22 protein-coding genes are annotated in these 23699 nt (G+C 65.2%); 15 read left to right on the forward strand and 7 right to left on the reverse strand.

What is annotated here, in order from left to right:
• Positions 1–35: 35 nt before the first annotated feature.
• Positions 36–656, forward strand: coding sequence for a pyridoxamine 5'-phosphate oxidase (gene pdxH / locus JOH52_RS01465; protein ID WP_013844109.1), 621 nt, complete (start codon positions 36–38; stop codon positions 654–656).
• Positions 657–679: 23 nt separating this feature from the next.
• Here the strand turns inward: pdxH and JOH52_RS01470 are convergent, their stop codons facing one another.
• Positions 680–1738 carry a polysaccharide deacetylase family protein gene (locus JOH52_RS01470; RefSeq protein WP_014529095.1) on the reverse strand — a complete coding sequence of 353 codons (1059 nt, stop codon included), beginning with the start codon at positions 1736–1738 and terminating at the stop codon, positions 680–682.
• A 209-nt stretch (positions 1739–1947) separates the two neighbouring features.
• On the opposite strand from JOH52_RS01470, the gene JOH52_RS01475 reads away from it, so the two are divergent.
• Entirely contained in the window at positions 1948–3177 is a 1230-nt protein-coding gene (locus JOH52_RS01475; RefSeq protein ID WP_010968900.1) for a D-alanyl-D-alanine carboxypeptidase, read from the forward strand.
• A 141-nt stretch (positions 3178–3318) separates the two neighbouring features.
• Here JOH52_RS01475 and tldD read toward each other — a convergent pair whose 3' ends face one another.
• Positions 3319–4734 (reverse strand): metalloprotease TldD, encoded by a 1416-nt coding sequence (tldD, locus tag JOH52_RS01480; protein WP_013844108.1) that lies wholly within the window; start codon positions 4732–4734, stop codon positions 3319–3321.
• 103 nt (positions 4735–4837) lie between these two features.
• Positions 4838–6037 (reverse strand): winged helix-turn-helix domain-containing protein, encoded by a 1200-nt coding sequence (locus tag JOH52_RS01485; protein WP_010968898.1) that lies wholly within the window; start codon positions 6035–6037, stop codon positions 4838–4840.
• 133 nt (positions 6038–6170) lie between these two features.
• Between JOH52_RS01485 and JOH52_RS01490 the strand changes: the two genes are divergently transcribed.
• The 5 genes from JOH52_RS01490 to JOH52_RS01510 are packed head-to-tail and all read left to right on the forward strand — an operon-like array spanning position 6171 to position 10723.
• Complete coding sequence (locus JOH52_RS01490; protein ID WP_010968897.1) at positions 6171–6851, forward strand: energy-coupling factor ABC transporter ATP-binding protein; 681 nt, start codon at positions 6171–6173, stop codon at positions 6849–6851.
• Positions 6845–7450 (forward strand): CbiQ family ECF transporter T component, encoded by a 606-nt coding sequence (locus JOH52_RS01495; protein ID WP_010968896.1) that lies wholly within the window; start codon positions 6845–6847, stop codon positions 7448–7450. The genes JOH52_RS01490 and JOH52_RS01495 overlap by 7 nt, the downstream gene beginning before the upstream one ends.
• Positions 7451–7481: 31 nt before the next feature.
• Positions 7482–8045: a biotin transporter BioY gene (locus tag JOH52_RS01500; protein WP_010968895.1), complete on the forward strand. Its 564-nt coding sequence runs from the start codon at positions 7482–7484 to the stop codon at positions 8043–8045.
• Between the two features lie 4 nt (positions 8046–8049).
• Positions 8050–9546, forward strand: coding sequence for a class I adenylate-forming enzyme family protein (locus tag JOH52_RS01505; RefSeq protein WP_013844107.1), 1497 nt, complete (start codon positions 8050–8052; stop codon positions 9544–9546).
• On the forward strand, positions 9530–10723 hold the full coding sequence (locus tag JOH52_RS01510) for a thiolase family protein (protein ID WP_014526637.1): 1194 nt from the start codon (positions 9530–9532) through the stop codon (positions 10721–10723). The genes JOH52_RS01505 and JOH52_RS01510 overlap by 17 nt, the downstream gene beginning before the upstream one ends.
• Here the strand turns inward: JOH52_RS01510 and JOH52_RS01515 are convergent.
• Positions 10711–11112 (reverse strand): acyl-CoA thioesterase, encoded by a 402-nt coding sequence (locus tag JOH52_RS01515; RefSeq protein WP_010968892.1) that lies wholly within the window; start codon positions 11110–11112, stop codon positions 10711–10713. The two genes, JOH52_RS01510 and JOH52_RS01515, sit on opposite strands and share 13 nt — an antisense overlap.
• A gap of 13 nt (positions 11113–11125) precedes the next feature.
• On the opposite strand from JOH52_RS01515, the gene JOH52_RS01520 reads away from it, so the two are divergent.
• The 7 genes from JOH52_RS01520 (at position 11126) to JOH52_RS01550 (ending at position 18666) form a co-directional block, all read left to right on the forward strand.
• Complete coding sequence (locus JOH52_RS01520; RefSeq protein ID WP_010968891.1) at positions 11126–12094, forward strand: zinc-dependent alcohol dehydrogenase family protein; 969 nt, start codon at positions 11126–11128, stop codon at positions 12092–12094.
• Between the two features lie 62 nt (positions 12095–12156).
• On the forward strand, positions 12157–13086 hold the full coding sequence (locus JOH52_RS01525; protein WP_010968890.1) for a histone deacetylase family protein: 930 nt from the start codon (positions 12157–12159) through the stop codon (positions 13084–13086).
• A gap of 3 nt (positions 13087–13089) precedes the next feature.
• Positions 13090–13341 (forward strand): exodeoxyribonuclease VII small subunit, encoded by a 252-nt coding sequence (locus tag JOH52_RS01530; RefSeq protein ID WP_003535810.1) that lies wholly within the window; start codon positions 13090–13092, stop codon positions 13339–13341.
• A gap of 216 nt (positions 13342–13557) precedes the next feature.
• Positions 13558–14481: a pirin family protein gene (locus JOH52_RS01535; RefSeq protein WP_003535807.1), complete on the forward strand. Its 924-nt coding sequence runs from the start codon at positions 13558–13560 to the stop codon at positions 14479–14481.
• Between the two features lie 220 nt (positions 14482–14701).
• On the forward strand, positions 14702–16615 hold the full coding sequence (gene dxs, locus JOH52_RS01540) for a 1-deoxy-D-xylulose-5-phosphate synthase (RefSeq protein WP_033044606.1): 1914 nt from the start codon (positions 14702–14704) through the stop codon (positions 16613–16615).
• 51 nt (positions 16616–16666) lie between these two features.
• On the forward strand, positions 16667–17422 hold the full coding sequence (locus JOH52_RS01545; protein WP_010968888.1) for a TlyA family RNA methyltransferase: 756 nt from the start codon (positions 16667–16669) through the stop codon (positions 17420–17422).
• On the forward strand, positions 17419–18666 hold the full coding sequence (locus JOH52_RS01550) for a class I SAM-dependent RNA methyltransferase (RefSeq protein ID WP_010968887.1): 1248 nt from the start codon (positions 17419–17421) through the stop codon (positions 18664–18666). Before JOH52_RS01545 ends, JOH52_RS01550 begins: the two co-directional genes overlap by 4 nt.
• Before the next feature lie 81 nt (positions 18667–18747).
• On the opposite strand, the gene mcpU is transcribed toward JOH52_RS01550, so the two are convergent.
• Positions 18748–20844, reverse strand: coding sequence for a methyl-accepting chemotaxis protein McpU (gene mcpU, locus JOH52_RS01555; protein ID WP_014529091.1), 2097 nt, complete (start codon positions 20842–20844; stop codon positions 18748–18750).
• Between mcpU and JOH52_RS01560 the strand changes: the two genes are divergently transcribed.
• Positions 20837–21076 carry a hypothetical protein gene (locus JOH52_RS01560; RefSeq protein ID WP_017265910.1) on the forward strand — a complete coding sequence of 80 codons (240 nt, stop codon included), beginning with the start codon at positions 20837–20839 and terminating at the stop codon, positions 21074–21076. The two genes, mcpU and JOH52_RS01560, sit on opposite strands and share 8 nt — an antisense overlap.
• Positions 21077–21127: 51 nt before the next feature.
• Here JOH52_RS01560 and JOH52_RS01565 read toward each other — a convergent pair whose 3' ends face one another.
• Positions 21128–21880 carry a crotonase/enoyl-CoA hydratase family protein gene (locus JOH52_RS01565; protein WP_010968885.1) on the reverse strand — a complete coding sequence of 251 codons (753 nt, stop codon included), beginning with the start codon at positions 21878–21880 and terminating at the stop codon, positions 21128–21130.
• A 9-nt stretch (positions 21881–21889) separates the two neighbouring features.
• Entirely contained in the window at positions 21890–23671 is a 1782-nt protein-coding gene (locus tag JOH52_RS01570) for an acyl-CoA dehydrogenase family protein (protein ID WP_010968884.1), read from the reverse strand.
• Positions 23672–23699 lie beyond the last annotated feature (28 nt).

A 23699-nucleotide genomic window follows, 5' to 3' on the forward strand; every position in this document is an offset into this window, starting at 1 on the left:
GTTCCCGCGCCAGACACACGGCATTGGAAAACAATATGACCGCGAACGAGTTAATAACCGGTGACTTCACGGAAGCAAGCGAGCCCTTTTCCCTTTTTGGCACATGGCTGAAGGAAGCCGAAAAGAACGAGGTGAACGATCCGAACGCCGTCGCCCTTGCGACCGTCGACCCGGATGGCATGCCCAATGTGCGCATGGTCCTGCTCAAGGGGTTCGACGAACGCGGCTTCGTCTTGTACACGAATTTCGAGAGTCAGAAAGGCCGGGAAATGCTCGCGACCCGCAAGGCGGCCCTGTGTTTCCACTGGAAATCGCTGCGCCGCCAGGTGCGTCTGCGCGGTCCGGTCGAAATCGTCTCCGACGAGGAAGCCGACGAATATTTCATGAGCCGGCCCCGCGGCAGCCGCATCGGCGCCTGGGCATCGAAGCAGTCACGGCCGCTCGAAAGCCGCTTTGCGCTGGAGAAGGCCGTCGCCGAGTACACGGCTCGGCATGCGATCGGCGAGATTCCACGTCCGGACTACTGGTCCGGATTCCGCATCCGTCCGCTGTCGATCGAATTCTGGCACGACCGCCCCTTCCGGCTGCACGACCGTGTCGAGTTCCGCCGCGAAACGCCGGATGGCGGCTGGACGAAAGTGCGGATGTACCCCTGACGAAAAGACGCTGCCACCGCGAGTCAACCTGCCCGGCGGGCAAGGAGCCGGAACGGGATGCCGGAACCGAGTGCGGTCACATAGCGCGCGGCCTGGAAATGGCCGTTGAGCGAAATCCGCGGCAGCGCATGAGGATTTGCAGCCTCGGACAGCATGCCGGGCTGCGTCGTCACCGCCACGGCAAATCCGAGTTCCGCCGCCAGCAAATGATCGCGGGGCGAAACCGCGAGCCTGTCACCATAGGGATAGGCGAAGCTCGAGGGCCGGCGACCGGTGATCGTCCTGACGCGTTCGGCGGAGGCTGAAATTTCGCGGCGCGCCTCGTCGTCGCCAAGCCGCGCGAGTGCGCGATGGCTGATCGTGTGCCCGCCGAGGCTCGCAAGCGGACTTCGGATCAGGCTCCGGAGACCCTCCTCGTCGAGCGTCAGACGCTCGGTGATGGCCAGCGGGTCGATGCCGTGCTCGTGCGCGGCCTTATTCAGTGTCGCGAGCGCATGGGCCTCATCGCTGCCATGGACATAGGCGGCGATCCGATCGAAGGCGGCCTGCTTCTGCGCAAGGTTGTCGCTCGCTACTGCTTCCTCACCTGCGCCGAAATCGAAACGAAACCTGCCGCAGACGGACAGGAGATCGGCGATCGTTTCCCACCAGAGCGTATGGCTGCGGTCGAGATAACCGGCCGTGACGAAAACGGTGAAGGGCACGCCGTGGCGCTCGAAGACCGGCAGGGCGTGATCGAGATTATTGCGGTAGCCGTCATCGAGAGTGAAGCAGGCGAAGGGCCAGTTATCGGCGGAAGCAAGGCAGGCGGGCAGGTCATCCAGCGGGACGAGGCGATAGCCGTCCCGCTTCAATGTCACGATCGCCTCTTCGAGGAATGCCGGTGTGATTTCCAGGTGGGCGTTGGGATCGAAAGCTCGCGGAACCTTCGGGCGAACATGATGCAGGGTGAAGATCGCCCCGCGCCCGCGAGCCGCGCCCATCAGCCGCGCCCGCGCAAGCAGATGCGCAGCCTCGAGCCCGCCGGTGATAGCGGTGCGCTTGGCATGGTAGCGGACCAGACCCGCGAAGCCGTGTTTCATCTTCTTCCGTCTTCTCAAATCGTCATGTCGAGCTTGGACAGGCACTGCGGCCCGGACGGTAACGTCTGCGGGGTTAAGCCTTGCTGAATCGGCCGGGCGATGCGAAAGACCGGGCCGCGTCTGGGCGGCGAGGTTGCAACTACGCCTTGAGCCTGTCAAAACAGCGTACCGCGTCGATATCGGCCGCACATCTCTATGAGGGGGGTTCGATGACGAGCTTTCGATTGGCTATGGCGACGATCGCCGTGCTTTTCTTCGGTGCCGTTCAGGCAATGGCAGGCAACGCCTCGCTTGTCGTCGACGCTCGGACGGGCCGGGTTCTCTCTGCCGAAAACCCCGACACGCTCCACCATCCCGCGTCTCTCACCAAGATGATGACGCTCTACATGACCTTCGAAGCGCTTCACCGCGGCCAGATCGCCTGGAAAACGCCTGTGCCCGTGTCCGCGACCGCTGCACGCAAGCCGCCGACGAAGCTCGGCGTCAAGGCCGGAGGAACGATCACCGTCGAAGAGGCTGTCTACGGCATGATCGTCCGTTCGGCCAACGACGCGGCGGCAGCGATGGCCGAGCGGCTTGGCGGTTCCGAGGAAGGCTTCGCGAGAATGATGAACGCAAAGGCACGCCAGCTCGGCATGAACCGCACATTCTTCGTCAACGCTTCGGGTCTGCCGGCAAGCGAACAGGTGACCACGGCCCGCGACATGGCGCGGCTGGCCGTGGCACTCATGCGACACTATCCACGCGAGTACCGCCTGTTCTCGGTCCAGAGTTTCGCCTTCCGCGGTCGTGTGATCCGAGGCCACAACAATCTGATGTATCGATACCAGGGGATGGACGGTATCAAGACCGGCTACACGCGAGCCTCCGGCTACAATCTCGTAAGCGCGGTGAACGACCGCAACCGACGCCTCATCGGCGTGGTGCTCGGCGGGCGGAGCGCGCGAAGCCGTGATGAGAAGATGGCGGCGCTCCTCGACCAGCACCTGGGCAGGGTCTCCTCGCCCGGCCGCCCGATGATCGCAGCAGCAAGCGCACCCCGCCTGGCCGACGTGGCAAGCTTGCCCGGCGTTTCCTTGTCTTATGTGGGTACCCAGCCCGCGGTCGAACCTGTCGCCGCAGCGCCGTTGGCCGGTATCGTCCCGGCGGATCGGCCAACCCCGGTGGCGGCCGCGAGTACGGCACCACCGGCCGGCGGTTGGCGCATTCAGATTTCCACCGCACCGACGGCGGAAGGTGCGCGCAAGATGCTCGTCGAAGCGCAATCGGCCGGCGGCGCAGCCCTTCTCGGCGCCGCCCCCCACACCGAGACCGCAGGCTCGGGCGGAGCCTATCGCATAGGTTTCGCAGGCTTCGCCAGTCGCGAGGCGGCCGCGACCGCCTGCAGCATCCTGAAAAAGCGGTCCTATGACTGCGTCTTGCTTCCTGATGGGGGGTGAGTCCGCAACTCCTCCGCTCCTCATTCCTGTGCTCGTCACAGGAATCCAGCCAGACCAAGTCCTTGGGCTGAAAAACTCTTCCGCGCCGCAGACGCGGCGCTGCTGGATCTCTGTGACAAGCACAGAGATGAGGGAACGTTGTCAGGCTTGCGTGCCGCCGACGGTGATCTGATCCATGCGCAGGTGCGGCTGGCCGACGCCGACCGGGACCCATTGGCCGGCCTTGCCGCAATTGCCGATGCCGGTGTCGAGCTTCGTATCGTTTCCGACCATCGTCACCCGCTTCATCGCATCCGGACCGTTGCCGATCAGCATCGCGCCCTTGACGGGCGCTCCGACCTTGCCGTTCTCGATCAGATAGGCCTCGGTGCAGCCGAAGACGAATTTGCCTGAGGTGATATCGACCTGGCCGCCACCGAAGGAGACGGCATAGATGCCCCTCTTCACCGACGAGATGATTTCATCGGGCGTGCGGTCCCCGGCAAGCATGTAGGTGTTGGTCATGCGCGGCATCGGCACGTGGGCGTAGCCCTGGCGGCGGCCGTTGCCGGTCGGTTCCATGCCCATTAGGCGGGCGTTCTGCCGGTCCTGCATATATCCGACGAGCTTGCCGTCCTCGATCAGGACATTGTAGCCGGAAGGCGTTCCCTCGTCGTCGATCGAGATGGAGCCCCGCCGGGCTTCGATCGTGCCGTCGTCGACGACCGTGACGCCCTTCGCAGCGACCTGCTCGCCGAGCAGCCCGGCGAAAGCGGAGGTCTTCTTGCGGTTGAAGTCGCCTTCCAGGCCGTGGCCGACGGCTTCATGCAGCATGACGCCCGGCCAGCCGGAGGCAAGCACGACGTCCATGGTGCCGGCCGGCGCATCGATCGCCTCGAGATTGACGAGCGCTTGCCGCAGAGCCTCGTCCGCTCCGCTTTTCCAGTTTTCCTCGGTTATGAAATCGCCGAAGCCGCGCCGTCCGCCGATACCGAAGGAGCCGCTTTCCTGACGGTCGCCCTCGCCGACCACGACGGAGATATTGATCCGCGTCATCGGCCGGACATCGTGGACGCGGTGCCCGTCGGCTCTCAGAATATCCACGACCTGCCAGCTCGCCGCGACCGTCGCGGTCACCTGGCGGACCTTCGGCTCCTTGGCGCGCAGATAGGCGTCGATCTCCTGAAGCAGCTTGACCTTGGTCTCGAAACTCGGCTCGCCGATCGGGTTCTCGTCGCCGTAAAGCTTCTTGTTGGTGCGCTGCGGGGCTGCCGCGTAGGAGCCGGAATAGCCTCGGGTCACCTGCTCCACGGCATCCGCCGCCCTCTTCAGGGCCGCAAGCGACAGTTCGCCGGCATGGGCGTAGCCCACGGCTTCGCCGGCGACGGCGCGCAGGCCGAAGCCCTGGTCTGTGTTGAAACTGCCGCCCTTCAGGCGGCCGTTGTCGAAGGAAAGCACCTCCGCCTGCGCATGTTCGAGGAAGAGCTCGCCGTCATCGGCGCCGGCAAGCGTTTCGGAGAGAACCTTGCGGACCGTCGCCTCGTCCGCATCGAAGAGGCTCATCAGGTTGGTGTCCATGGTTCTGCTCCCTGCCGTGAAGGATTGGGTCGTGAAACTTACTGGCTCCATTTAGGGAGCGCCGGCCCGCAAGCCAAGAAAAAACAAAAGCACGAAAAATCGGTCAGGAAAGGGCAGCGTTCCAGCCCTCGAGCAATTTGACCTCCTCGACGCCGGCAAAGCGGGCGATGCGGTCGAGTTCGGCCATGAGTTTTTCCATCCGGCCCGAAGAGGGTTTGACGCCACGTTCCAGCCAGAGGCGCCGAACGTCGAGGCTTCCGCGCTTGCGATCGGCTTTCATGTCGATGCGGCCGATCATCCGGTCGCCTTCGAGCAGAGGGAAGACATAATAGCCATATTCCCGCTTCGGCTCCGGTACGAAAACCTCGATGCGGTAGAAGAAGTCGAAAAGCCGTTCGGCCCGGTTCCGGTCGCGCAGCAGCGGGTCGAAGGGGCTCAGCACCCGGACGCGGGCGGGCGGGTCGGGAATGTCGCCGAGCCCGTCGGGAAAGCCGGCGAAGGCAAAGGACGGGCGCGGCTTGCCGCCATTGGCAGGCTCGATGACGATCTCGCACAGTTCGTCGCGATGGGCGGCGACCCAGTCCTTCGCCTCGTCCGGCGACACGAGATCCCAGAAGGCTGCGATCTCGCCGTGGGTGGCGAAGCCCAGCCGCTCGAGCGCGCTGCGGCAGGCCCAGTCGATGAACTCCTCATGCGCGACCTCACCGTCGTAATGGCGGGCGGGAATGACGCGTTCCGTCAAATCATAGACCTTCTGGAAATTCTCGCGCCGGGCGATCGCAAGCTTGCCCTGGCGCCAGAGCACCTCGAGAGCCGTCTTCGACGGGTGCCAGTTCCACCAGCCGCCGGATTCGTGGCCGTCCTCCTTGAGGTGGCGCGCCATGACGGCGCCATTGTTCGCGATCCTCGCATAGGTCTCCTCGCAGCCCGCATCGAAGTCTTCTCCGCGCCACTTGCGCCAGCGCTCGCGGAGCGTTTCGCTCTCCCATTTGAAGCGATGCTTCCAATAAATGAAGAAGGTGCTCGGTATGATCGAAGCGTCGTGGGTCCAATGTTCGAAGAGTTCGCCGTCCTTTTCCAGGAGCTCGGCCAGATGCTCGCGGCGATAGGTCTGATTGCGGGAAAAGAGAATCTGATGATGGGCCCGCTCGACGGTCGCTATGCTGTCGACCTGCACGAAGCCGATGTCGTGAATCAATTGCAGCAAGCCGTCCTTGCCGAGCGCGCGATGCGGCGCGGCCGAGAGCCCCTGCTTGGCGAGAAAGATGCGCCGGGCATCGCGATTGGAAAGGCGAATCGTCATGAACAGAGAGTAGGCTTTTATTCCCAAGTTTCAAACGTCAGACGGCAATAGATGTATAGTCCGCGCTACATTGCCCTTTACGATCGACTTGTCCTATAGAGCGATCACGCAAAACATCGCGAGGACCGACGGCTTGGAAATCCGCTTTACCGATTGCTCGGTCAGCTTCGGCGAACGGGTCGCGCTTCATCCTTTGAGCCTGGCCCTCGATGAGCGGCGGGTCGGCGTCATCGGTCTCAATGGCTCCGGAAAGACCACATTCGCACGGCTGATCAACGGGCTCGTCAAGCCGACGACCGGACGGGTCAAGGTCAACGGCCTCGACACGGTCGAGGACGACAGGGCGGTGCTCACTGAGGCCGGCTTCATCTTTCAAAATCCGCAGCACCAGCTGATCATGCCGATCGTCATCGACGATATCGCCTTCGGGCTCAAGAATCGCGGGCTGCCGGCGCATGAGATCTCGTCGCGGACCGAGGCGGTCCTTGCACGCTTCGGCGTCAGCCATCTCGCACGAAGGCGGGTGCATGAGCTTTCCGGAGGCGAAACGCAGCTCGTCGCCATGGCGAGCGTCATCGTCACCGGGCCGAAAATCCTGATCCTCGACGAGCCGACCAATCAGCTCGACCTCAGAAACCGCCGGATGGTCGCCGAGACGATCGACACGCTCGACGAAGACACGATCGTCATCACCCATGATCTGGCGCTTGCCGAGAGCGCCGAACGGGTCCTGCTCTTTCACGAGGGCCGCCTCCTTGCCGATGGAGCGCCGGACGAAACCATCCGGCGCTATCACGAGGTCGCCGGATGCTGACGAGCCTCTATGTCGAGGGAGCAAGCTGGTTTCACCGCGTGCCGGTGCGCGCCAAGCTCGTCGCGCTCGCCGTCTTGAGCATCGCGCTCTTTGCGACGGACTCACCCTTCCTGCTGCTACCTGCCTTTCTCCTCAGCGGCTGGCTTTATCTCTCGCTCGGGCTGAGACCGCGCGAAGCGCTGTCGCGCGTCGGTTTCGTTTTCTTCACCATACTGATCCTTGCCGCGGTCAATCTGTTCCTCGTTCCCGTGCCGCAGGTCGCAGCGCTCGTCTTGCGGCTGATGGCTCTCGTGCTCTTCGCCGCTGCGGTCACGGCGACCACGACGATCGGCGCTTTCATGGACGAGATAACGATCATTCTGAAGCCGCTGGAGCGCCTCGGTCTCCTGAGGGCGGCAGATGTCGGCCTGGCGCTTGGCCTCGTGTTGCGGTTCGTGCCCGATATCTTCACCCGGTATCAGGCACTCGCCGAAGCGCATCGGGCACGCGGGCTGCCGGTCCGGCCGTTGACCATCATCGGCCCGCTGATCATCCTGACGCTGAAAGATGCGGACACGATCGCGGCCGCCATTGACGCGAGGGGATTTCGCCGTCAATAAATTCGCGCTTTCTAATAAGAGGTAGGACTATATGAATACCAGAGATCTCGTCCTCGTCGCGCTTTTCACTGCCATCATCGTCGTGCTCGGCCTCGTACCGCCGATCACGCTCGGCTTCATTCCCGTTCCGATCACGGCGCAGTCGATGGGCGTGATGCTCGCCGGCTGCATCATCGGCGCGAAGCGCGGCGCGCTCGCCTTCCTCCTCCTCGTCCTGCTCGTCGCCATCGGACTGCCGGTGCTCTCGGGCGGCCGCGGCGGGCTGGCCGTCCTCGCCGGTCCTTCCGGCGGGTTCATCTTCGGCTGGGCAGTTGCCGCCTTCGTCACCGGCCTGATCGCCGAGCGCTTCGTCAAGCCTGCGACTTCCGAAGCGCGCCAGTTTGCCGGCTTCTTCCTCGCCTCGGTCCTCGGCGGCATCGTCGTGCTCTATGGGATCGGCGTTCCGTGGCTTTCGGCCGTCACCGGCACGCCTCTCGCGGCCGCCGCAACCGGCTCGCTCGTCTTCATTCCGGGCGACCTGTTGAAAGCCGCGATCGCGACGCTCGCCGCCCGGGCCGTCTACGCCGGCTACCCGCTGCTGCCGGCGCGCGTCTGACGCAGTGCCGCTCGCAGAGGCAGTCGCGCTCCATGCGAGCGAACGCCCGCATTCCCCGGCCTTCCGCATGGAAGGCCGGGTTTTCACCTTTGGCGAGCTTGCCGCGGGAGCCAAGCGCATTCTCCCGGCCGTTCAACGATCGGCAGCAGAGGCGACGGAGAGAAGCATCCTTTCCGGGCCCGTGCGGCTGGTTGCGCTCGAAACCGGCAACCATCCACTTTTTCCTGCGGCTTTCATCGCTGCGACCGCGGCCGGCCATTGTGCCGCTCTGATCGACCCGCATTTGCCGGAGATCGTACGCCGGCGAATGAAAGAACGGCTGCGGCCGGAGGTCGTCATCCGCGCCGAAGGCGATCTCTTGCGCATCGATGTGCCATCGGCAGGACAAAGCCGTCTGCTGCAAGGCGCCTCCGATGCTCCGCCTGCAATCCCCGCCGGCGACGGCGGCGAACCCTTTCTCGTGGTCTTCACCTCGGGCACGACCGGTGAACCGAAGGCGATCATCCGCAACCGCCGGTCCTGGCGGGTGAGTCTCAAGACCGGCCAGGGCTTTTTCGGGCTCGGGCCGGAGACAACGACTTACGCGCCGGGACCGCTGGCGCACGGCCTGACGCTCTACGCGCTTGCGGAAACCTTGACGGCCGGAGCCGAATTCGTCGGCGCCCGGCACTTCGAGGCGGATCAGGTTTTGGCCACGATTGCGGCCACCGGGGCGAAACGGCTGGTGCTGGTGCCGACGATGCTGCGGCGGCTATGCGAGCGCGCGGCCGGTTCGCCGTTGACATCAGTCGGACAGATTACCGTTGCCGGAGCCAAGCTCACGACGGCGGATCGGGATGCGGCGAGACGCGCTTTTCCGGAGGCTCAAGTCACGGAATATTACGGCGCCTCGGAACTCGGTTTCATCAGCGTCTCCCGGGCGAAGGACAGGCACACGCCGACCGCAGTCGGAAAGGCCTTTCCGGGCGTTCGCCTGGAGATCCGGGACGAGAGAGGCGAGCGCCTTCCTGCAGGAGAGACGGGCACGATCTTCGTCGAAAGCGAACTGATATCCGACGGTTACATCGCGGGCGGCGACGGAGCGGGATTCCGCCGGCAAGGAAAGCTCGCGACGGTCGGCGACCTCGGTTTCCTTGACGAAGACGGTACGCTGCATCTCATCGGCCGGGCGGGCGGAATGGTGGTCTCGGGCGGAAACAACATCTATCCATCGGAGGTGGAGACCGTGATCCAGGGAGCCGGCGGCGTGAACGCGGCCTTCGTCTTCGGTCTCCATCATCCGGATCTCGGCAGCGAGCTTGCGGCGGTGATCGAGCCCGGCGACGGATTCGATCATGCGGCACTCGAACGTCATCTTGCCGCCGACCTGCCGCGCTACAAGCGCCCGCGCAGGATATGGCTCTGCCGGAAGATGCCCATGACCGCCTCCGGCAAGGTCGCGGCCGGGGAGCTTCGCCAATGGATTGCGACGGAGAACAGCGCCCTTGAACGCCTCGTCTGACCCCGCTCGCACCCCGGTCGTTATCGCCGCGCTGCGGACGCCGGTCGGCCGCGTCAACGGCAGCCTTGCTGCGGTCGAACCGGCACGCCTTGCCGCCTTGCTGATCGAAAGGATCATTGCGGATACGGGCATCGACCGGGCAGAGATCGACGACGTGCTCGTCGGTAATGCCGCCAACAGTGCCGGCAATCTCGCGCGCCTGGCCGCGCTCGAGGCAGGATTGCCCGTCGCAATTCCGGGCGTCACCGTCGACCGTCAATGCGGTTCGGGGCTGGAGGCGATTGTCCTTGCGGCCCGGCAGATCCAGGCCGGCGCGGGGCGCTTCTACCTTGCCGGGGGCACCGAGAGCGCCAGTCGCGCCCATATCCGCCTTCGGCCCCCGCTCACGCGCGGCGAAGAGCCTCAGCCGGTCAAGCGCGCGCGGATGGCTCCCGACTCGATCGGCGATCCGGATATGGGCGTTGCGGCGGAGAACGTCGCGACTGCCTGCGGCATCTCGCGTGAGCGGCAGGATCGTTTTGCGCTCGAAAGCCACCGACGCGCCGTTGCGGCCGAAGCGGAGGGCCGGTTCTCGCGCGAGATCGTGCCCGTGCCGACACCAGAGGGGCCGATCGCGAGGGACGAATGTCCTCGCGCAAACGCCTCTGCCGAGACGCTCTCGCGACTGAGGCCGGTTTTCGTTGCCGGCGGCACCGTCACCGCCGGAAATGCCTGCCCGGTCAATGACGGCGCGGCGATGGTACTGATGACGAACCTCGCGGAGGCGCGGAAGCTCGGTGCGCGCTTCGGCCTCGCTTTCACCGATGCTGCGACGGCCGGCGTCGAACCGAAGCTGCTCGGCCTCGGCCCCGTCCCCGCCATGGCGAAGCTTCGCGCGCGCAATCCCGCGCTCGATGTGGCCCGCGTCGATTTCATCGAATTCAACGAGGCCTTTGCCTCGCAGGTTCTCGGGAGCCTCGACCAGCTCGATATCGCACCCGAACGCGTCAATCGCGACGGCGGCGCGATCGCGCTCGGCCACCCCTATGGCGCTTCCGGCGCCATTCTCGTCGTCCGGCTGTTTTCGCAGATGTTGGCGGCTTCATCCCCGGCCGAGGGGCTGGCCATGATGGGCATCGGCGGCGGCATGGGGATCGCCGCCCACTTCAGCAGCTGCAGACCGGATCAGGCGGCATAGCCGGCGAGCCATTCCCGGGTGGGGCCTGGCAGCTGTACCGGTTGATGGCGGGCACGGTCGACGGCCACCCAGACGATCTCGACCTCGGCAGCAAGCTTGTCGCCGGTCTCGACGCGCACGGCAAAACCTATCGAGCTGCCGCCGATCTTCGCGACGGTGACCGTAAAGCGCGCGGGCTCGTCGAAGCGCAGACCGCGATGGAAGATGCAGGCGGAGCGGCGGACGAGATAGGCCGGTTCTTCCGCGATTGCCGGCCGGTGCCGCCAGAGATTGGCAAGTGCGGCCTCCGCATGCGCATAATAGGCCGCATTGTGCATATGGCCGTGCATGTCTATATCGCGGAACGGAATGCGAATTTCCGTGACATTTTCCCGCTCTGTGCCGTCCATGCGAGGCTCCCCGATGCGCTCCACACTCGTTAGACAGTTTGGCGACCCCGGACAAGTCATCGAGCTCGTCGACGCACCCCGCCCTGCCCCAGGCACGGGCGAAGTCGAGGTCGAGATATCGCTCGCGGCAATCAATCCTTCGGACCTGATCCCCGTTACGGGCGCCTATAGCGCGCGCACCGCCCTGCCTTTCGTCCCCGGCTTCGAGGGCGTCGGCATCGTCAGGCGCGTCGGGCCGGACGTGCAAGGTTTCAAGGCCGGAGACCGGGTCGTCCCGATCGGCGCGAGCGGGCTTTGGCAGCAATTCCTCCTCCGTCCGGCCGAGTGGTGCTTTCACGTGCCAGGCGGGATCGAGGACGCACAGGCAGCGATGAGCTATGTCAATCCGCTAACGGCGTTGACGCTTGCCGAAGCGCTGCGGGAGCATTTCGGATCGCTCGAGGGCATGGATGTCGGCGTGACCGCGGCGGGCTCGGCCATCGGCGGCATGCTGATGAAGCTGCTTGCGCTCGAAGGCGCGGTGCCGACGGCCATGCTTCGCAGCGACAGAAGCCGCGGCCGTCTCGGCGAGACACACCGGATCCTGGTGGCCGACAGCGGCGACGGCCTTATGGGCAGCCAATTCGATGCGGTGCTGGACGCCGTCGGCGGCACGCTGGCGGGCGAACTGATCGGGCGGTCCATCCGCCCCGGCGGGACCTTCATCCAGTATGGAGCGCTCAGCGGCGCACCCGTGCCGCAGACGGCGATCAGCGGCCGGCCGGACATACGCTTCGCCTTTCTTTGGCTGAGAACCTGGGTGCATTCCGCCGGCCGGGAGGCACTCGAAGCCGCTTTCCTGCGCAGCTTCGCCGGGCTGCAGAGCGGCCTCTTTGCCAGCCCTATTGCCGCCACCTACCCCTTGAGCCGGCTTGCCGACGCCCTTGCGCATCAGGCCGACCCGCGTCGCGACGGCAAGATCCTGCTCGATCCGCGCTGTTGAAAATCGGCAGTTTCGCGTCGCCCACCATGGATTTTGACAGGCATGCGCACTAGTTTCGCCGGATGACCACGCATCTCTACGAAAACCCGGTCTTCCTGAAGCACGAGGTCCCGGAAGGGCACCCCGAGCGGCCGGATCGGCTGAAGGCCTTGAATCTTGCGTTGGAGCATCCGAATTTCGCGGATCTCGAGCGGCTCGAGGCATCGAAGGGTGACGAAAATCTGGTGTTGCTCGCCCACACCGAAGAGCACCTGCTGGGGATCAAGCGGGACATTCCGGACGAGGACATCAACCAGATCGAGTCCGATACCTATGCAAGCCCGCAAAGCCTCGAGGCCGCGTTGACCGGTATCGGCGGTGCTGTGGCGGCCGTCGACGCGGTCTTCGCCGGCGAAGCGGACAATGCCTTCGTGGCAGCCCGCCCGCCCGGCCACCACGCCGAGAAAAACAGGGCCATGGGCTTCTGCTTTTTCAACAATGTAGCGATCGCCGCGCGCTACGCGCAGACGGCGCATGGTGCGGAACGTGTTGCCATCGTCGACTGGGACGTCCACCACGGCAACGGCACACAGGACATTTTCTGGGACGACCCGTCGGTGCTCTTCTGCTCCACGCATCAGATACCGCTCTATCCCGGCACCGGTGCCAAGGACGAGACGGGCGTCAGGAACAATGTCGTCAATGCGCCGATTTCGCCCAACAGCGGCAGCGAGCATTTCCGCGATGCCTTCCGATCGCGCGTGCTGCCCGCGCTTGAAAATTTCCGGCCCGATTTCCTTCTGATTTCCGCCGGCTTCGACGCCCACCACCGCGATCCATTGGCCCAGATCAATCTCGTCGGCGAAGATTTCGACTGGGCGACGGGTCGCCTCCTAGACGTTGCCGGCAGGAGCGCCGGAAACCGCATCGTCAGCCTGCTCGAAGGCGGTTATGACCTGCAAGGGCTCGCCGAGTCGGCCGGCCTGCATATTCTGAGATTGATGAGAGGGTAATTCATGAACAACAATGCGCAACCGGACGTTTCCGCCCTCTCCTTCGAGCAGGCCGTCGAGGAATTGGAACGTATCGTTTCGGCGCTTGAACGCGGCGACGTCGCACTCGACAAATCGATCGAGATCTACGAGCGCGGCGAGGCCCTGAAGAAGCACTGCGAGGCCCTGTTGAAGGCGGCAGAGGATCGTATCGAAAAGATCCGCCTCGACCGCGCCGGCCGGCCGCAGGGAGTCGAGCCGCTCGACGCGGAGTAGCCTTCATTCCAGGCGAGATTCGCCCCCTCATCCGGCCTGCCGGCCACCTTCTCCCCGCGGGCGGGGCGAAGGGACAAGCGGCACGCATCGGTGCAAAAGTCCCTCTCTCCGCTTGCGGGACTCGGAACAGGAAACGCTCCGTCTCCCGATTGCCGCTACCGAACCGGAAGCACTGAGGGTAATCTTCAGTGAATGCCACCAACCGGAGCGCCTGCCATGTCCTTCTTTCCCGGTCCCGATCCGCTCGCCGGAGACAAGCCCGCCTGCGACGCAATCGAGCATCTGATCATCCCGCGCACCAGCGATATCGGCGGCCTGCAGGTCAGGCGGGCGCTGCCGACCGCGAAACGCCGGCTCGTCGGTCCTTTCATCTTCTTCGACCGGATGGGCCCGGCGCTGCTGCGTGCCGGCCAGGCGATCGACGTCCGCCCGCATCCGCATATCGGCCTTTCGACCGTCACCTACCTGTTCGACGGCGAGATCAAGCACCGCGACAGCCTCGGCACCGAAATGGTCATTCGCCCGGGCGACGTGAACCTGATGACCGCCGGGCGCGGCATCGTGCATTCGGAGCGCTCGCCGGAAAACCAGCGCGGGCACGAACGCTCGCTTTCAGGACTGCAGACCTGGCTGGCGCTGCCCGACGCCATGGAGGAGATCGATCCGGTCTTCGCGCACACCGAGGAGCGTATGCTGCCGCATCTTGCCGACGGCGGGGTTCGCGCGCGCGTCGTCATCGGCCAGTTCGAAGGGGCGGCTTCGCCCGTTTCCACCTTTACCGATACGATCTATGTCGACCTCATGATCGAGCCCGGCAAGAGCGCGCCTTTCGCGGCCAACTGGGAAGAGCGGGCGCTCTACATCCTTTCCGGCGAAGCGATCATCGCCGGCGACCATTTCGACAACAATCAGCTCCTCGTATTTCGTCCCGGCGACGAAATCACCATCACCGCAGGGCCTGCAGGCTGTCATGTGATGCTCTTCGGCGGGGCAGCGCTCGGCTCGCCGCGGCATATCTGGTGGAATTTCGTTTCCTCCTCCAAGGAGCGGATCGACAAGGCAAAGGAAGAATGGCGCACGGGACGCTTCGATATCGTGCCGGGAGACGAGGAAGAGTTCATACCCTTGCCCGCAAGCTGATCTCCGTCAAGCTCGCTTTCAGGCGTTGGATCGCGGTGCGGCGGAAAACCGCGCAGGTTTTCCTCATCCCGCACTTGGTTGAAGCCGCAGGAAAGCCTAATTTTGCATTCAACGGCGATTACCTCTAATAAAGAGCCGTTCCGACGACCCATCAACAATGCGCGCGCCTGTCTCCGGCGCGCATGAGGCATGCAGCGTGACACAACTGCCAACCAACCCGATGCCGGCAACTCCCCTGCTCGATAAGGTCGACTATCCCGACGATCTGAAGAAGATCGACGACAGGGACCTGCCGCAGCTGGCGGCCGAATTGCGTGCCGAGATGGTCGATGCCGTGTCGCGCACCGGGGGGCACCTGGGCGCGGGCCTCGGCGTCGTCGAACTGACGATCGCAATCCACAAGATCTTCGACACGCCGCATGACCGTCTGATCTTCGATGTCGGACACCAGTGCTATCCGCACAAGATCCTGACCGGCCGGCGTGATCGCATCCGCACCTTGCGCCAGGAAGACGGGCTCTCGGGCTTCACCCGGCGGGCGGAAAGCGAATACGACCCCTTCGGCGCAGCACATTCCTCCACCTCGATCTCGGCCGGTCTCGGCATGGCTGTCGCCGCCGAACTCGACGGCAAGAGCCGCAATGTGATCGCGGTGATCGGCGATGGCGCGATGTCGGCCGGGATGGCCTTCGAAGCGCTCAACAATGCCGGCGCGCTCGATGCGCGCCTCATCGTCATTCTCAACGACAACGACATGTCGATCGCACCGCCGACCGGCGCGATGAGCGCCTATCTGGCGCGACTCGCCTCCGGGCGGACCTATATGGGCATTCGCGAGGTCGGCAAGAAACTCACCGCTTATCTCGGCAAGACCGTCGACCGGGCGATCACCCGCGCGGTGGAGCATGCCCGGGGTTACGTCACCGGCGGCACGCTATTCGAGGAGATGGGTTTCTACCATATCGGCCCGATCGACGGACACTCCTTCGACCACCTGCTTCCGGTCCTGCGCAACGTTCGCGACAATGCGAAAGGCCCCGTCCTGATCCATGTGGTCACGCAGAAGGGCAAGGGCTATCCGCCGGCCGAAGCCGCGGCCGACAAGTATCACGGCGTCAACAAATTCGACGTGATTACCGGGGCTCAGGCGAAAGCCAAACCCAACGCCCCCGCCTATACCTCCGTCTTCGCGGACGCGCTCACGCAGGAGGCGAGCCTCGACGACAAGATCGTCGCGATCACCGCCGCCATGCCGTCCGGGACGGGCCTCGACAAGTTCGCGTCGGTGCATCCCTCGCGCTGCTTCGATGTCGGCATAGCCGAGCAGCATGCCGTGACCTTCGCGGCCGGCCTTGCGGCGGAGGGATACAAGCCTTTTGCGGCGCTTTATTCCACCTTCCTGCAGCGCGCCTATGACCAGGTTGTCCACGACGTGGCCATCCAGGGGCTGCCGGTCCGCTTTCCGATCGACCGCGCCGGTTTCGTCGGCGCCGACGGGCCGACCCATGCCGGCTCCTTCGACACGACCTATCTGGCGACACTGCCGGGCTTCGTCGTCATGGCGGCGGCCGACGAGGCGGAACTGAAGCATATGGTGCGCACCGCCGCGGCCTACGACGAGGGTCCGATCTCGTTCCGCTATCCGCGCGGCGAGGGCGTCGGCGTCGAGCTGCCGGAGCGCGGCGAGATCCTTGCGATCGGCAAGGGCCGGATCGTCAAGCAAGGGAACAAGGTGGCGCTGCTTTCCTTCGGCACACGGCTCGCCGACTGTCTGCTGGCGGCGGAAGACCTGGATGCGGCCGGCCTCTCGACGACCGTCGCCGACGCCCGCTTCGCCAAGCCGCTCGATCATGATCTGATACGCCAGCTTGCCCGCCATCACGAGGTTCTGATCACCATCGAGGAAGGGGCGGTCGGCGGTTTCGCAAGCCACGTCCTGCAGTTCCTGGCGGAAGAAGGCCTCATCGACGGCGGCCTCAAAGTGCGCCCCATGGTGATGCCCGACATCTGGATGGAGCAGGCAAAGCCGGAGGCGATGTATGCCCGTGCCGGGCTCGACCGTGCCGGCATCGTGTCCACCGTCTTCAAGGCGCTCGGCCAGAAGCACGGCGTCGGCCTCGGCGCCGCCGGCTGAGCCGTCCAAGAGTTCGCTTGCATTGCGCGGCGGGACGCGCGATGACGGCCCATGTCCCAAGACACACAGATGACGATCCGCCTCGATCAATTGCTCCTGAACAGGGGCCTGGTGGCCAGCCGCGCCCGCGCCCGTGACGCGATCCAGCGGGGAACCGTGAAGGTCGACGGCCGCACCGTGACCAAGCCGGCTTCGACCTTCGCGCAAGGCGTGACGCTCACCATTGACGATCCGGCGCAGGATTATGTTTCGCGTGCGGCACTGAAACTCGTCGCGGCGCTCGATCATTTCGGCCTCGATCCATCGGAGCAGACCTGTCTCGACGTCGGGGCTTCGACCGGCGGCTTTACCGAGGTGCTGCTGAAGCGCGGCGCCGCGCATGTGGTCGCCGTCGATGTCGGCCACGGTCAGATCCATCCGCGCGTCGCCGAAGACCCGCGCGTGACGAATATCGAGGGCTTGAACGCCCGGTCCATGACGCGCGGCGACATCGATGAGCGCGCCATCACTTTCATCGTCTCGGACGTCTCCTTCATCTCGCTGAAGCTGGCGCTGCCGCCGGCCCTCGGCCTGGCCGAACCGGGCGCCTGCTGCATCCTGCTCGTCAAGCCGCAGTTCGAGGCCGGCCGCGATGCGATCAGCAAGGCCGGGCTGCTGAAGGATCCGGAGAGCGCTCCGGCGGTGGCAGCCGAACTCGAGCGGTGGCTTGTCGAGGACATGGGCTGGCGAAGCCTCGGCCTGATCCCCTCGCCCATTGCCGGCGGTGACGGCAACAGCGAATTTCTTCTGGCGGGGCGCAAGCCATGAGCACCGGGACCGTGACCATCGATCGACTCGGCGCCCAAGGCGACGGCGTCGCTCGGACGGAAGCCGGGCCCGTCTTTGCACCGTTCACGCTCCCCGGCGAAACCGTCTCGCTCGCGGTCAACAAGGCGAACGGGACGCTGATCTCGCTGAAGGAGGCTTCCCCGGAGCGGGTGGAGCCGCCATGCCGGCATTTCGGGCCGGACGGCGTCAACGGGACGTGCGGCGGCTGCACGCTGCAGCACGCATCCGACGCGCTCTACCACGCCTTCAAGCGCAATCTCGTCATCGACGCCTTGAGGTCGAAAGGGCTGACGCCGGAAGTCGGAGCACTCATCATCGCACGGCCCGGCGATCGCCGCCGCGCCGCTTTCACCGCCCGGCGGACGGAAAAGGAACTGCTGCTCGGCTATAACCAGATGCAGAGCCATCACATCGTTTCGATCGGCGAATGTCCCATCACCAGCCCGGGCATCGTCTCGCGGCTGGCGACCATCCGCAAGATCGCCGCGGCCATGGCGTCGAGCGCCGAACCATTCCGTATCACCGTGCTCGAAACCGATACCGGCCTCGATCTCGCCTTCGAGGGACTGAAGCTCAGCGACCCGCAGCGGCGCTCGGCCGTCGATGCCGTTCTTGGCGAGCGGGGTATCGCGCGCGTCAGCTTGAATGGCGAAATCGTCGTCGAGCCGCTCAAGCCTGCGATCGATTTCGACGGCGTGACGGTTTCGCCGCCGCCCGGCGCCTTTACCCAGGCGACGCGGCCCGCCGAGGACGCCATGGCGAAGCTGGTGCTGGCTCACGTCGGCAAGGCGAAGCGCGTTGCCGACCTCTTCGCCGGCATCGGCACTTTTGCGCTGAGGATTGCACGAACGGCACGCGTTCACGCGGTGGAAGGCGACGACAGGGCGGTGAAGGCGCTGGATTTCGCCGCACGCAACACCCAGGGACTGAAGCCGGTGACCGCCGAGAAGCGCGATCTTTTCCGCCGGCCGATGATGGCGCAGGAATTGAAAGCCTTCGACGCCGTGGTCTTCGACCCGCCCCGCGCCGGCGCCGAAACGCAATGTCACGAGCTTGCCCGGTCCGGCGTGAAGAAGATCGCCGCCGTCTCCTGCAATCCGGTGACGCTCGCGAGGGACCTTTCGATACTGACCGCAGCCGGTTATCGCATTACGGGGGTGACGCCGATCGACCAGTTCCTCTGGTCGGCCCATGTGGAAACGGTAGCGACGCTCGAAAAGTGAAAAAGGCCCGGTGACGAACCGGGCCTTGTTAGTTTTACGATTCCAGACGGAAACCGCTGCACATTTTTCTTGGAATTGCCGTCAGGCTGCGCGGCGGCGGCTCGTGGCCTGGTAAGAGGCCGCTTGCGTCTCGCCCAGTATAAACTGGGCGAGCAGCGCGTTGAGCGCCGCGGCCTCGGATGCGAGGCCGTGACTGGCAGCCGTCTGCTGCTCGACCATAGCGGCATTCTGCTGGGTGCCCTGGTCCATCGTGTTGACGGCCGTGTTGATCTCCTGGAGACCGGTCGACTGCTCGCGCGTCGCCGTTACGATCGCGCTTACATGCTTGTTGATCTCCTGCACCTCGACGACGATCGCCTGCAGCGCCCGTCCGGTATCACCGACCAGCGTCACGCCGGAATGCACCTGCTCGCCCGAGGTGGTGATCAGCGCCTTGATTTCCTTGGCGGCATTGGCCGAGCGTTGGGCGAGTTCGCGCACTTCCTGGGCGACGACAGCGAAACCCTTGCCCGCCTCGCCGGCCCGTGCCGCTTCGACGCCGGCATTGAGCGCCAGGAGATTGGTCTGGAAGGCGATGTCGTCGATGACGCCGATGATGTTCGAGATTTCTCCGGACGATTTCTCGATGGCGTGCATGGCCTCGACCGCATTCTGCACCACCTCGCCGGACTTCTCCGCACCGGCACGGGTGCGGGCGACCAGCGCACCGACTTCCTCGGCCCGGTGGGCGGAATCGCGGACGGTGGTGGTGATCTCCTCGAGCGCAGCGGCCGTTTCTTCGACGGATGCCGCCTGCTGTTCGGTGCGGCGTGCGAGGTCGTCGGCGGCCGAGCGAATCTCCGTCGCGCCCGCGTCGATCGCGCGGGCATTGGCGCCCACTGCGCAAAGCGTGTTGTGCAGCTTGGCGACCGAGTTGTTGAAGTCTTCCCGGAGGCGATCCAGGCGGTCGGCAAAGGGACTGCCGATCCGATAGGCGAGATCGCCGTCGGCCAGCCGTCCGAGACCCGTCGCCAGCGCATCGACCGCATGCTGAACCTCGGCGGCATCGCGGGTCTTCTGCGCCTCGCGCTCGAGACGCTCGCGCTCCGAAAGCGAGCGGTTGGAATCGGCCTCGTCTTCGAGGCGCTTCCGTTCGACCGCATTGGCACGGAAAACGGCGACGGCCGCCGCCATCGACCCGATCTGGTCGCGCCGCTCCTCTCCCGGGATCGTAACGTCGAGACTGCCGGCTGCGAGCTTCTCCATGGCACCGGTCATGTCGGTTACCGGACGGATGACGAGGCGGCTCAGAAGCGTGGCGAGGAAGGCGATCATCGCGCCGACCGCCAGGATCGTGGCGATCGTCGCGGCGACGCGGAACTGGCTGATCGCCGAATAGGCGACATCCGCATCGAGCGCGAAGCCGACATACCATTCGACCGACGGAAGCCCCTTCACCGGCACGAAGCTCACGAGCATCGGCTTACCGTCGAGCTCGGTGTGCATGATCCCGGTGCCGATCGCCGGCGGATCCACCGGGAAGGCGTCGGCGAGCGTCTTCGTCACGAGCTTGGCATTGGGATGAACCAGGATCTGGCCATCCTTGTTGGCGAGGAACGCAAAGCCTTCGCCGCCGACGTCGATGCCGTTGACCATGGAAACGAGGGCCTTGAGCGAGAAATCGCTGCCCGTCACACCGTAAAGTTTGCCCTCGTGCTTCACCGGTACGGCGGCGCTGATGATCAGGTCGCCGCTCGACGCGTCGACATAGGGTTCGGTTAGGACGCGCGCATCGGCCTTCACCGCCTGCTGATACCAGGGGCGCTGGCGCGGATCGTAACCGTCGGGCATCTTCGAGTCCGGCCAGATCATGAACTGGCCGCTCTCGTTGCCGACATAGGTGGAGATGAATTCGCCGGTCAGCACGTCGTTCTTCAGGACGCTCCCGATGGCGGCTTCGTCAGCCACCTGGCCGGCAGCGTCCGCCGCCATCGCGGTCAGCGTCACACGGCCGTTCAGCCAGTTGGCGACGCTCTGCGCCGCCTGGTTGCCGGAGGAAGCGATATCCTCCTCCACTGCTTTCGTGGTCGTGGCGCGCTGGAGACTGTCGATATAGACGGAAAAGCCTGCAAAGGCGCCGACGACGACGCAGGACGCGGCAACGAGAATGCGCGTCATGAGATTCGATCGTTTGGACAAGGTGGGGCTCCCTGAAAGAGGCGGCATCGCCGCCGGGGATGAGCTCGTGATGATTTTCCCGGGCGCGACGGATCGGCCGCTGAGCGACTTGAAGGACGGCGGGAAAACGATGGGACATGCCGCAAAGGCGGAGCCGGCAATGCTTCATGCGGCCGGGGGCCTCGCGTGCCGCAAAATTCCTGCGGCGCCGAAGGAGACCTACTGCGGCTGGACGCTAGCGGGAGCTATTTAAGAAGCGATTAAAATTGCTCCATGAACGTCGCAATGGCCGGAAGCGACCGCCCTACCGGCGCATGAAGGCTTCGAACGCGGCGCGCGCCTCGGCGCTTTTCAATTGCGCGGCAAAATGCTTCGCCTCCTCCTCGATCCGGGCAAGCACATCGCTGCGGTCGCCGCGAATGAGGTCGCGGGCGATGCGCAGCGCTTCCGGCGGTTTTTTTGCGAGGCGCGCTGCAGCTGAAAGCGTCTCCTCCTCGACGGCGGTCTCTTCCACGATCTTCCAGATCAGCCCGGCCTCGCGCGCACCGGCGGCGTCAAGCGGCTCGCCGGCTGCAAGCAGGGCAAAGGCGCGCTGATGGCCCATGATGCGCGGAGCGATCAGGCTCGAGGCCGCTTCCGGAACGAGCGCCAGATCGACGAAGGGGGTCTTGAACACCGAGCGGGCGGAGGAGACCGTCAGGTCGCAATGGAGGTGGATGGTCGTGCCGATGCCGATCGCCAGTCCGTCGACGCCGGACACGATCGGTTTCGTCGCGCCGGCAAGCGCCCGCAGGAAATCCAGAACCTCGCCCCCCATGCTGCCCCCCATGGCGAAGGCGAGGAAGTCGGCCATGTCGTTGCCGGCCGAGAAGCACCCTTCCGTTCCGAGGAATGCCATCGCGCGAATGGCGGGATCCGTTCCGGCAGCGGTCAGCGCCTCCGTCATCCTGGCGTACATCTGGCGGGTGATGGCGTTCTTCTTCTCAGGCCGATTGAACCGGATGAGCTGAACGCCGGGATAGGCATCCGGCCGTTCGACGAGCACGTGGTCGGTCATGAGGTTTCCTCAGTCGAGTATGGAACGGGCAGCGGCAAGGCTCTCTGCGCCGTTGACGACGCGGTCCTTGAGCGCGCTCGTCTCCGAAAGCAGATTTTCCGCTGCGAAGCGGCAAAGTGCAACGCGCCGGTCCTGCCCCCCGTCACCGGCTTCGGCGAGCCCGCCCTTGGCGAGATAGACCCCGGTCAGCACGAGGCCGAACAGGCGCTGATAGGCGGTCGCGCCGGCGAGCGCCTCGGCAAGCTTTCCGTCGCGCAGCCTCGAAAGCAGCCAGTCGGTCGCCCCTTCGAGATCCGCAACCGCCGCATCGAGCCGTGCGGCCGTTTCGCCGAAGCCTTCCCTGTTCGACGCGGCGACGGCAGCGGCGACCTCCCGGAGTTCGGCGATGAAGCCGCGCACCTGTGCGCCATCGGAAAGCGGCAGCTTGCGGGTGACGAGGTCGATCGCCTGGATGCCGTTGGTGCCTTCGTAGATCGGCGCGATGCGGGCGTCGCGAAGATAGCGCGCGGCCCCGGTCTCCTCGATGAATCCCATGCCGCCGTGGACCTGAATGCCCATCGAGGCGACGTCGACGCCGGCGTCGGTGGCGAAGGACTTGGCGATCGGCGTCAGCAGGCTCGAACGCTCCTGCCACTGGCGGGCGTCCTCGCCTTGCGCGGCATGCGCCATGTCGACGGCGTGGGCGCAGGCATAGGCGATGGCGCGCGATCCTTGGGTCAGCGCCTTCATCGTCAGCAGCGTGCGGGCAATATCCGGATGCTCGATGATCGGACTCATGCCGTCGCCGCTCCACCCGGGCGCGCGGCCCTGCGTGCGCTCCTTGGCATAGGCGATCGCCTTCTGGGTGGCGGCCTCCGCGATCGCGACGCCCTGCATCCCGACGGCAAGCCGCGCATTGTTCATCATCGTGAACATGCAGGCGAGACCCCGGTTTTCCTCACCGACCAGATAGCCGATCGCCCCCTTCTCGCGGCCGAATTTCCCGTCGCCGTAGATCATGGTGCAGGTCGGCGATCCGTGGATGCCGAGCTTGTGCTCCAGCGAATGGCAGAAAACGTCGTTTCGCTCGCCAAGCGAACCATCCTCGTTGACGAGGAACTTCGGCACGAGAAACAGCGAAATGCCCTTCGTCCCGGCTGGCGCATCGGGTAGCCGCGCGAGTACCAGATGGACGATATTGTCGGTGAAATCGTGCTCGCCCCAGGTGATGAAGATCTTCTGCCCCAGGATGCGATAGGTGCCGTCGTCGCGGCGCTCTGCGCGGGTCTTGAGCACGCCGAGGTCCGAGCCGGCATGCGGCTCGGTCAGGTTCATGGTCCCCATCCATTCGCCCGACACCATCTTCGGCAGGAAGGTCGCCTTCAGAGCGTCGGTGCCGTGCTTCTCGAGCGCTTCGATGGCGCCCATGGTGAGCGTCGGCGCAAGTGCGAAGGCCATTGAGCCGCTGTTCCACATTTCCATGGCGGCGACGTGCAGCATGTGCGGCAGGTTCTGCCCGCCGAAGGCTTCCGGAGCCGTCAGGCCGTTCCAGCCGCCGGCAATCCAGTTGCGGTAGAGTTCCCGCCAACCCTCCGGCGTCTTGACGGCGCCATCGACGAGCCGCGACCCCTGCCGGTCGCCCGCGTCGCCGAGCGGCGCCACCTCTTCCGAGGCGAAGCGCCCGGCCTCGCCGAGGATCGCGTCGACAAGGTCCTCGCCGAGTTCGCCGAACGTCCCGGCGTCGAGAGCCTCGGCCATGCCGGCAACATGCTTCAGGGTGAATGCGATCTCCTCGACCGGTGCCTTGTACATGGTGCTCCTCCCCTGCTTCCGCCGGCGC

Source organism: Sinorhizobium meliloti (assembly GCF_017876815.1).
In the GTDB taxonomy this organism is placed as follows: Bacteria; Pseudomonadota; Alphaproteobacteria; order Rhizobiales; family Rhizobiaceae; genus Sinorhizobium; species Sinorhizobium meliloti.

Bases quoted from the DNA above. Each gene is read 5' to 3' on its own strand.
- pdxH (WP_013844109.1), top strand. From the start codon at position 36: ATGACCGCGAACGAGTTAATAACCGGTGACTTCACGGAAGCAAGCGAG.
- JOH52_RS01470 (WP_014529095.1), bottom strand. From the start codon at position 1,738: ATGAAACACGGCTTCGCGGGTCTGGTCCGCTACCATGCCAAGCGCACC.
- JOH52_RS01475 (WP_010968900.1), top strand. From the start codon at position 1,948: ATGACGAGCTTTCGATTGGCTATGGCGACGATCGCCGTGCTTTTCTTC.
- tldD (WP_013844108.1), bottom strand. From the start codon at position 4,734: ATGGACACCAACCTGATGAGCCTCTTCGATGCGGACGAGGCGACGGTC.
- JOH52_RS01485 (WP_010968898.1), bottom strand. From the start codon at position 6,037: ATGACGATTCGCCTTTCCAATCGCGATGCCCGGCGCATCTTTCTCGCC.
- JOH52_RS01495 (WP_010968896.1), top strand. From the start codon at position 6,845: ATGCTGACGAGCCTCTATGTCGAGGGAGCAAGCTGGTTTCACCGCGTG.
- JOH52_RS01500 (WP_010968895.1), top strand. From the start codon at position 7,482: ATGAATACCAGAGATCTCGTCCTCGTCGCGCTTTTCACTGCCATCATC.
- JOH52_RS01515 (WP_010968892.1), bottom strand. From the start codon at position 11,112: ATGGACGGCACAGAGCGGGAAAATGTCACGGAAATTCGCATTCCGTTC.
- JOH52_RS01520 (WP_010968891.1), top strand. From the start codon at position 11,126: ATGCGCTCCACACTCGTTAGACAGTTTGGCGACCCCGGACAAGTCATC.
- JOH52_RS01525 (WP_010968890.1), top strand. From the start codon at position 12,157: ATGACCACGCATCTCTACGAAAACCCGGTCTTCCTGAAGCACGAGGTC.
- JOH52_RS01530 (WP_003535810.1), top strand. From the start codon at position 13,090: ATGAACAACAATGCGCAACCGGACGTTTCCGCCCTCTCCTTCGAGCAG.
- JOH52_RS01535 (WP_003535807.1), top strand. From the start codon at position 13,558: ATGTCCTTCTTTCCCGGTCCCGATCCGCTCGCCGGAGACAAGCCCGCC.
- dxs (WP_033044606.1), top strand. From the start codon at position 14,702: ATGCCGGCAACTCCCCTGCTCGATAAGGTCGACTATCCCGACGATCTG.
- JOH52_RS01545 (WP_010968888.1), top strand. From the start codon at position 16,667: ATGTCCCAAGACACACAGATGACGATCCGCCTCGATCAATTGCTCCTG.
- JOH52_RS01550 (WP_010968887.1), top strand. From the start codon at position 17,419: ATGAGCACCGGGACCGTGACCATCGATCGACTCGGCGCCCAAGGCGAC.
- JOH52_RS01565 (WP_010968885.1), bottom strand. From the start codon at position 21,880: ATGACCGACCACGTGCTCGTCGAACGGCCGGATGCCTATCCCGGCGTT.
- JOH52_RS01570 (WP_010968884.1), bottom strand. From the start codon at position 23,671: ATGTACAAGGCACCGGTCGAGGAGATCGCATTCACCCTGAAGCATGTT.